Annotated in this window: 8 protein-coding genes; 2 read left to right on the top strand and 6 right to left on the bottom strand. The window is 35.5% G+C overall.

Annotated features, from left to right (window positions below):
* The first annotated feature begins 105 nt into the window (after positions 1–105).
* Together HMPREF3031_RS09450 and HMPREF3031_RS13895 are read left to right on the top strand one after the other, a co-directional pair.
* Positions 106–348 (top strand): LytTR family DNA-binding domain-containing protein, encoded by a 243-nt coding sequence (locus HMPREF3031_RS09450; protein ID WP_001803415.1) that lies wholly within the window; start codon positions 106–108, stop codon positions 346–348.
* A 28-nt stretch (positions 349–376) separates the two neighbouring features.
* Positions 377–709: a DUF3021 domain-containing protein gene (locus tag HMPREF3031_RS13895; protein ID WP_001803416.1), complete on the top strand. Its 333-nt coding sequence runs from the start codon at positions 377–379 to the stop codon at positions 707–709.
* Between the two features lie 321 nt (positions 710–1,030).
* Here HMPREF3031_RS13895 and rlmH read toward each other — a convergent pair whose 3' ends face one another.
* From rlmH to yycF, 6 genes are all read right to left on the bottom strand, one after another.
* Positions 1,031–1,510, bottom strand: a complete 480-nt coding sequence (rlmH, locus tag HMPREF3031_RS09440) for a 23S rRNA (pseudouridine(1915)-N(3))-methyltransferase RlmH (RefSeq protein WP_002480274.1) — start codon at positions 1,508–1,510, stop codon at positions 1,031–1,033.
* Between the two features lie 458 nt (positions 1,511–1,968).
* Positions 1,969–2,769 (bottom strand): MBL fold metallo-hydrolase, encoded by an 801-nt coding sequence (locus tag HMPREF3031_RS09435; RefSeq protein ID WP_031262349.1) that lies wholly within the window; start codon positions 2,767–2,769, stop codon positions 1,969–1,971.
* A 295-nt stretch (positions 2,770–3,064) separates the two neighbouring features.
* Positions 3,065–3,853, bottom strand: a complete 789-nt coding sequence (locus tag HMPREF3031_RS09430) for a two-component system regulatory protein YycI (protein ID WP_002480276.1) — start codon at positions 3,851–3,853, stop codon at positions 3,065–3,067.
* Positions 3,850–5,184, bottom strand: a complete 1,335-nt coding sequence (locus tag HMPREF3031_RS09425) for a YycH family regulatory protein (RefSeq protein WP_002480277.1) — start codon at positions 5,182–5,184, stop codon at positions 3,850–3,852. The genes HMPREF3031_RS09430 and HMPREF3031_RS09425 overlap by 4 nt, the downstream gene beginning before the upstream one ends.
* Complete coding sequence (gene walK / locus HMPREF3031_RS09420) at positions 5,174–7,003, bottom strand: cell wall metabolism sensor histidine kinase WalK (protein WP_002480278.1); 1,830 nt, start codon at positions 7,001–7,003, stop codon at positions 5,174–5,176. Before walK ends, HMPREF3031_RS09425 begins: the two co-directional genes overlap by 11 nt.
* 11 nt (positions 7,004–7,014) lie before the next feature.
* Positions 7,015–7,713 (bottom strand): response regulator YycF, encoded by a 699-nt coding sequence (yycF, locus tag HMPREF3031_RS09415; protein WP_002480279.1) that lies wholly within the window; start codon positions 7,711–7,713, stop codon positions 7,015–7,017.
* Positions 7,714–8,126 lie beyond the last annotated feature (413 nt).

The following is an 8,126-nucleotide window of genomic DNA, read 5'->3' as shown; positions in this document are numbered from 1 at the left end:
GTTAGCTATATTTTTTTACTTTGCAACAGAACCATCATGTTTACCCAATTGATCTAGAACAAATTGCACAGTTCATAGTAGAAGATAAACAGGTATGCGATAACAATGAATAATAAAGCTTTAAAACTTTATCAGCGACTTTACCAAATTGAAGAGCTTGTCGGTTCAATATTCGTGCGTATTTCAAAATCAGAAATTATCAATCTAAATTACATTGATCACTTGAAGTTAGAAACAAATGGAATGGTCCATCTCACTATGAAAAAATTATTCCACGCTGTTCAAAAAGGTGCGTTCACTGGTCTTATGATTTCTGTCATTACTTCACTTATTTTTTTCAAGGGATAAATATGTACCACTATATCCAGATTCTTTTATGGGTAAAATTTATTATGAAAACTTTAATGAAGCGGTTATTATGCTAATATGTGTAGCACTATGGGCATTGATTGGAATTTTGTTTACTTATGGTAATTTGATATTTACAGATACCGATTGGAGTATAACAAAACAGACTGTAGTTCACTTTATATTGATGATAATCCTATTCTTCCCACTCGCTATTCTAGCAGGTTGGTTCCATCTGAACTTTGAGAATATTATTAGTTTCATCATAATATTTATTGTAGTGTATATCACGATGTGGTTTGGGACATATCAAAGAAATAAAAAGATAATTCATGAGGCAAATAATAAATTAGGTCATTAATATAAGGAAGTCTTAACTTTTAAGACTACTAATAATCTTAATATTCGATTGAAAACTAATTATTGTAAGGTGGAAGGTATGAATAATTATTTCATATCTTCTTTTTAATATTAAAATATAATACTAAATTAATAATCATATTCTTTCATTAATAAGCTATATATAACTATCCCGCCTATTTATTTAATTATTAATAAACCTTACAGATAAAAACCGCTACTAAAGAGGATATGGAAATCCATCTCTACTTTATTGTTTTCTTCAAATATTATCTCGTAATTTACCTTGTTCATTAAACAAAAAACTGGATAAAAAACCGCATCATTTGTGGTACGCTTCCCCGCGCATGATCTTGAATGCTCTATATACTTGTTCAAGTAAGATGACACGCATCATTTGGTGAGGGAAAGTCATTTTGCTGAAGGATAAGGCGTAGTTGCTTCTATCTAAGACGTCTTGATGCAGGCCGTTTGATCCTCCGATAATGAAAGTAAAGTCGCTTTGACCCTGAACCATACGTTGTTGAAGATTTTTGGCTAATCCCTCTGATGTTAACATGTTACCTTTAATCTCTAATGTAATGACTGTGGATTGTGGTTTTACTTTCGCTAACAGACGTTGTCCTTCTTTTTGTTTCACTTGTTCTATTTCTTTATCGCTCATATTTTCTGGTGCTTTTTCATCAGGAACTTCGATGATATCTATCTTTGTATAAGCACCTAAACGTTTTTGGTATTCTGCAATGGCTTGTTTCCAGTATTTTTCTTTTAATTTGCCTACAGCAAGTACAGTTATCTTCATCACATTCTCCTTATATCTGAATAGTTATTCGAGTTATCCACAGGTTATCCACCTATTCACAGCTTACTGTCTTAATAAGTGGCTTATGTATATAAATTCACTGCTATTCTTGTGTATTTTACCCACATTTCTGTGGTTAACTTGTAGATATGTGGATAACTCTGTTAATAATGTGGGTATTTCTCTGTGGATTGTGCACAAATGTGGGTAACTTATCCTCATTTTGTGCATAACTTTGAGGTCAGTCTTACATAGTTATTCACAGTTTTACGCTTTCTTTACACAAAATTGTGAATAACTACCCTACGTGCACACTACCTTAGAAATTATACATTTTCTCCCTAAGTTTTATCTACACTTTTTCCGTTTTTTGTGATGACTTTTGCGTGTTTTTTTACTTTTCTTCGTAAAAAAACAGCCAATGAAGTGGTTCGCTTCATTGGCTGTCTCAAACTTATTTATATTGTATAAATCGGTGTAGGTTCTGCTTTATCTGTATCGCATAGTAGAACTTCTTTATTTGTATCAATATCATGATGATTTAAGACTTGTCCTACACTCATACGCGCTAAGTCTTTCATATTGTTATCTTGTGATAAGTGAGAAAGATAAATACGTTTCGTGTTGCCTGTAATGACATCACACATTGCCATTGCCGCATCTTCATTTGAGACGTGCCCCATATCACCTAAGATACGTTGTTTAGTTTTCCAAGGGTAACGACACATGCGCAACATATCTACATCATGGTTACTTTCAAACATGAAGGCATCACTGCCTCTGATCATACCTTTCATACGGTCTGAAACATAGCCTGTGTCTGTAATCATCGTAAATTTCTTATAGTTATTATGGAAAATATAGAATTGCGGATCAATCGCATCATGTGACACATTGAATGATTCAATATCAAATCCAGCTAATGAGTGTGTTTCATATGGATTGAAAATGAATTTTTGATCCATTGGAATCTTGCTGTCTTTCTTTTCTATCGCTTGCCAAGTTTTTTCGTTGGCATAAATCGGTAATTTATATTTACGCGCAAGCACACCTAATCCTTTAATATGGTCAATGTGTTCATGCGTGACTAAAATCCCATTTAAATCTTGAATATTTTTATCAATCTTACTGAAGAGTTCTTCCATCTTCTTGCCAGTTAATCCAGCATCAACGAGCAGGCTTCCTTTATCACTTTCTACATAAGTGGCATTGCCTGTACTACCACTCGCAAGTACGCTCATACGTATCAAGCGATTCACCCTTTCTAAGTTTCTAACTGTTTCTATTTATTTTGGACATCCGAATACATTTTAATTATTATCTCAAATTATGAGCTGTTTGTTAAAGATACGGCTTGGTCATACTGCCGTTTGAGTGGCCGAACAGTGCCGTCCCTCATCTTTTTTAATTTTTACTTATCTATTGTACACCTAATTGATACAGCTGCCCACCATATCATCTGAAATTGTTTCACACATTGAACATCCTATGTATAAGAGGAGTACCATCAGATTGATCTCATGATACTCCTCTTTGCTTATTTTATATTGTTAGTTATCTCACTATAATCTTCGGATTTTTTGAAGTCGCTTCAACATAGTACGTTTTCGTTTTGGTACTGCCAGCGTGATTAACTTTAATCTCCCAACTTGCTTGGAGAACTTGAACATTGGTTTCTCTCACTACTGAGTAATATCCTAAACGAATATTAGTGACTGCGTCATTACGTTTTAAATAACGGTTGAAGTATAAAGCTTCAATCGCATTACGCGCACTGATGACATGTTGTGCTTCGTTATTTTCACCTTTTGAAGTACTGAGCTCATGGAGCGCTATTTGGCGATAACTGCTCGCTTCTTCGTCATCATTAATTTTAAACTTCAACATCGCTTTATCATTGTTCATAATCGGTAAACCATTAAAGGTTTGTTCGAACGTTTCTTCGTTATCATCTGTACTAAATAATTGGTAATCTTCACCTTTATAAATATTTTTCTTCATGTACATTTTAAGGCTGGTTACTTGATCATTGCTGACGCTGATCGGTGGGCTGATGTTACCTTGTGCGATTTTACCATCATCTTCTGTTTTAACTTCGTCTTTTGATTTCGCGTAATTCGTGAAATCTTTAGAACGGCCTGTGACTAGTTGAACTTTCAATCCTCTGACATCTGGTAATTCTTTAGGAATACTGATTTCTTCTTGTCTGAAGTTGACTTCATTATTCCCTTCAGCATCATTAATGTAAGATTTATTGATTTTATTCACATACATCACAGCTAACATAATATTGATGATGAGGAACACGAAAATGAAGAGTGTCTTTGCGTACTTCCAATTCATGACTTAAGCCCTCCATTCTCGTAAGCATACCATTCACCATCATACTGCACATACCACTGTGGTACATACTCACTATTACGCTGAACTTCCATGTCATCTTCTTCTCGATCTTTCATCGTATAACCAATCGTGATATTCGTTATTTTCTTAAAGTCGATGGATGGATTATTCGCTAAGTTAGAACGTACTGTTTCTGCGCCAGGGAGTTTTTCCTTTTCTTCACCGCTATCAATGGTGATATTGCTTTTTAATAAAGAGCGTCCATAACTGAAAATACCTTTCTCACCCCAAGCCACTTGGATGGTACTTAAGTTATTTTCGTTAAATACAGGTACACCATTTAAAAACATTTGATAAGTTAACTCACCAGACTCATCATCCGTATCAAAGAGGCGGAAATCATCTGTAAAACCACCATGTGCGTTAATAAAGTCGAATGTACTAGGAATAGTTTCTAACATATTCTTAGATTTTGATTCATCTTCAGATAAGTTCATATAACGATAGAGTTCATTTTTAGAATCATATGTTGCGACACCTGTATTATTGTTGTAAGTCGTATTACCGCTTTTCGTACTACGCACCACTACAGAATCATTAAAGAGTATAGAATTCATCGTTTCCACACTAATGTGATTAAAAATCGTACGGTACGTTTTTAAATGTTGCGGCTTTTCAGGCGCAAAGATATGCGTTGCTGCATCAATTGTATTTCTATTCGTAATAATATCTGCGAATGGTATTAAATTCGGTTTGATTTTACCTAATAAGTCATTAACCTTGTTGCTTGGAATAGATGTTGTCATACGCATCACACGGTGATGATCACTGCTGATGGCGTAAATGACTGCTGTATCCTTTTGCTCTGCATCAATCAATAAACGATTGAACTCATACTTATTTGAGACCTTCGCATCCATATTCAAGACTTGACCCAAATACATAGATAAAGGCATATCATACGCAAAGTCTAACACCAAGAAGTTATCGCTGAGTTCTGGAATAAATAGGTTATGCGCATGATAGACTTCATGAGCATCTTCAACCTCTTGATTCTTTAATACCTTCACAATATTACGGTTAATCGTACGGGTTTCTAAAGCACCTGTGAACTTATCATCATTCGAATACACCACTTGATACGGTGAAATAACACTCGCCATAGGTTCTGAATTCGCTTTGCCGATGGTATTCTGATTTGTTTTCTTATTATCTTGGCTTTCAAGATTCGCAAGGTCTGGTGAGAAATTCCACATTAAATATGTCAGCACAATACTCATTAAGACTAAAAGTGTGAGAATCACGGATTTTGCTGCTTCTTTATGCCTCATCCCAATCACCATCTTCTATAACTTCACACGGTAATGTGATGAAGATTGAGGTACCTTGTCCCTCGACACTATTTGCCCAAATACGTCCGTTATGTGCTTCCACAATTTCTTTTGAAATCGCAAGACCTAAACCTGTACCGCCCATCTTACGTGTACGTGCTTTATCTACACGGAAGAAACGATCAAAGATTTTATCCACTTTATTAATCGGAATACCAATACCATTATCTTTAATACGAATCGTCATGCGGTTATACAATGGATTCGGTTTCACGTGAAACTCAACACGCTTGCTGCCACGTGAGTATTTCATCGCATTCGTAATGACGTTATCAAACACTTGCGTCATCTTATCCGGATCAATTTCCGCAAAGATTGTTTCATCAGGAATGTCACGCACAAACGTTACATCTTTTGAAGCCATCTCATGACGGTTGATGATTTTATTAATGAACATATTAAAGTCCACAATTTCTTTAGTGATTTGTTCTGTATCATTATCCATACGTGATAAATTCAATAAGTCATTCACCAAGCGAATCATACGTACCGTTTCTTCTCTTGTTACAGATAAGAACTGCGGCGCAATTTCAGGATCTTGCCAAGCGCCTTCTTCTAGAGCTTCTAAATAACTGTTCATCGAAGTTAATGGCGTACGCAACTCATGTGAAACATTCGCAACGAATTCACGACGTTCTTGTTCTACTTGTTGTTGTTCTGTTACATCATGTAACACCGCAATGTAACCTGTCACAAAGCCTGTGTCTTGTACAATTGTACTGAAGCTGACACGCGCAATAATACCTTCCGCTTCATTAATATCTAACAAGAAGCTATTATTATTTTCCTGCATCTCATCTAACGCGAATTCATCTTCTAAATCTAAGACACCCAGCATGTTGTAACCCATAACATCTTCTTTAGACATACCTAACATCTTTAATGCCATATCGTTCACAATACGCACACGTCCACGTCTGTCCGTCGCAATGACCCCATCACTCATATGTGTGATAACTGAGTCCAAACGACGTTTCTCACTTTCCGTATTCGCTTGTGCTTCTTGTACACGTTTTGACAAGTTGTTGAAGGCTAATGCCAATTCACCGATTTCATCATTACCATAGATTTTTACACGTTGTGTATAATTACCTTTCGACATTTCAACCGTTTGGTTACGCATATCCGTAATCGGTTTAGTAATCGTACGCGCAATGAAGAATCCGAGTAATCCTGTGATAAATAAAGAAATCGCAGTACCTACAATGAAGATTTGGTTAAAGTTGTTTAATTGATCATAAACACTGTCGATATCCGCTTCAATATAAATATCACCGATGACACCTTTAGACGACTTCACAGGCAAGTTATAAATCCATACACGCTGTTTACCTTTACCATAGTCTTTCAACATTGTATGGTCATTCGCCTGTCCTAATGAAAGTGCCTTTTGAATAGAGGTATCATTGGCTTTTTGATTAATGATACTGTTAGAAGATTGTTTCGTCGACGCGACTATAATTTGATCTTTATCAATATAGTTGATTTGTTCAATTTCTTGGCGGTTCGCATATTCATTAAGTAATTCTTGAATCTCTTTTTGCGTATTGACTGATTTGTCTTCTTCATTGACCTTCTCCACGTTGATCTCAATTTGTTTCGCATACTGCGAAATATTATTTTTAAATGTCTGTGTTAATTCACGTTCTAAGTTATTGGTAAAATATAAACCAATAATCTGCATCCCAATAATAATTAACAAGACATAAACAATCACGAGCTTCGTGTGAAGGGACTGAAATTGTTTAAGCCATTTCATATACTATGGCCTCAGTCGTGCTGCTGCAAGAAGTATCCGACACCGCGGCGTGTCACGATATATTCTGGATGTGACGGATCATCTTCGATTTTTTCTCTTAAACGACGGATTGTAACATCGACCGTACGTACGTCACCGAAGTAATCATAGCCCCATACCGTTTGCAGTAAGTGTTCACGTGTCATGACTTGTCCCATATGGTTCGCTAAATAATGGAACAATTCAAATTCACGGTGTGTCAATTCAATATCTTTGCCGCGTTTCTTAATAGAATACGCATCTGGGTAGATGACAATATCTTTAATTTTAATTTCGTTCGGTGCATTATTTGCTTCTTGCGGTTGTGTATATTGACGACGTAAGTTCGCTTTCACACGTGCAATCAATTCACGTGTGCTGAAAGGTTTCGTCACATAGTCATCCGCACCTAGTTCTAAACCAAGCACCTTATCAATTTCTGAGTCTTTTGCCGTCAACATAATAATCGGCATTTCATATTTCTTACGTACTTCACGGCAGACTTCCATACCATCTCTGCCTGGAAGCATAATATCTAAGAGTACGATGTCTGGTTCTTCTTCATAAATTAAGTCAATCGCATCATTTCCGTCATATGCACAAAAGACTTCATAACCCTCTTTTTTCAAGTTAAATTCTAGAATATCAGCAATAGGTTTTTCATCGTCTACTACAACTACTTTTCTCGCCATAATCCTAAACCTCATTTCTAATCATAATCGTACATGAATAATTTTATTTAGACATAAGTATCTACTATATAATTTACCATTTCTAGCACGCCAATTCTATTTTTCATACCAAATTAATTCTATTATTGACTATCTATTTTTTCGGGTAAAAGACATTATGTGAAGGTATTGTAAATTTTATGTGGATTGCAGAAATGGGGATGTCTAAAAAAGAGGATTCATGCATGTTTATGCTATTGTAACATTTCATTACATTTTATACCTTGATTTTGTTTTTTAATAGCACGTTATCTAATTATAAAACTAACTATCTTAAACATAAAACAAGAAAAAGACAAAATAAAAATGCCCACCCTATTGGATGAGCATTGTACGGTCTCGACGGGAATCGAACCCGCGATCTCCTGCGTGAC

Source organism: Staphylococcus sp. HMSC072B07 (assembly GCF_001815505.1).
GTDB classification, from domain to species: Bacteria; Bacillota; Bacilli; order Staphylococcales; family Staphylococcaceae; genus Staphylococcus; species Staphylococcus simulans.
The sequence above is the reverse complement of the archived record's forward strand: the minus strand, read 5'-3'. Positions and strand labels throughout refer to the sequence as shown.